Source organism: Wolbachia endosymbiont of Mansonella perstans, assembly GCF_020278605.1.
Taxonomy (GTDB): domain Bacteria; phylum Pseudomonadota; class Alphaproteobacteria; order Rickettsiales; family Anaplasmataceae; genus Wolbachia.
Map to the genome: position 1 here is coordinate 1 of NZ_JACZHU010000150.1, position 774 is coordinate 774.

The following is a 774-nucleotide window of genomic DNA, read 5'->3' on the forward strand; positions in this document are numbered from 1 at the left end:
CTTTCTTTATACCTTCTTCAAGTTTGTATTCAAAAATAGCTTCCTCTTTGTATAGATCCATTATTCTTTCTTCATATACAGTTAGATCTTTTTCATTCCAGTTAAACCTGTCTAATTTATCATATGCTCTTTTTATTATTGGCACTTCTCTTGCAATTTTCTTTAGATCTTTTTCAGTGGTTTCTTCTGCATGCTTGAAAAAAAACACCAGCGTTCTACTATGCTTGCTAGTTGCTCTACTTTATTTTTAGGAAATTTTGGTAGTTCAATAAACACAAATTGAAAATCTCGTAAGTCATGCTCGTTAGTCCCATCATCTCTTATAGTATGGCTGGATATATAATTGGACTTATCAGGAAATAAAACACAATTTGAAATCGCAATAAAGAAGATCTTCTGTAAATTAACATACTTACCAACTTGTCTTGAGTAAACTTTGGCAGCATGATATTGAGCACGTTTTTCAAAACCTTTATCAAGAGTGAGCTGCATTTCAACCACAAATCTGTTGTCAACAGAATCCTGACAAAGAACATCAACTACACTTTTCTCTCAGAGGCAATTTCGGAGTTCAAAATGCTGCTGATAAATTCTATTTCTTGTACAGTATTAACTTCAGTACACCCAGAATATCATTCAAAAAATGGATAAGAATGTTCTTATTTTTTTTCAGTGCCAAAAATCCTTTTAAATGTTAAACCTAATTTTGGGCCAAGAAACTTTGAAAAAGCTATGAGAAATTAACTTAAAAAGCATTGAAAATTGTACACTATT

General features: G+C 31.3%; 1 pseudogene. It reads right to left on the reverse strand.

Features of this window, described 5'->3' with window-relative positions:
* A pseudogene (locus IHO13_RS05550) lies at positions 1-734 on the reverse strand (Rpn family recombination-promoting nuclease/putative transposase); the annotation flags it as partial.
* Positions 735-774 lie beyond the last annotated feature (40 nt).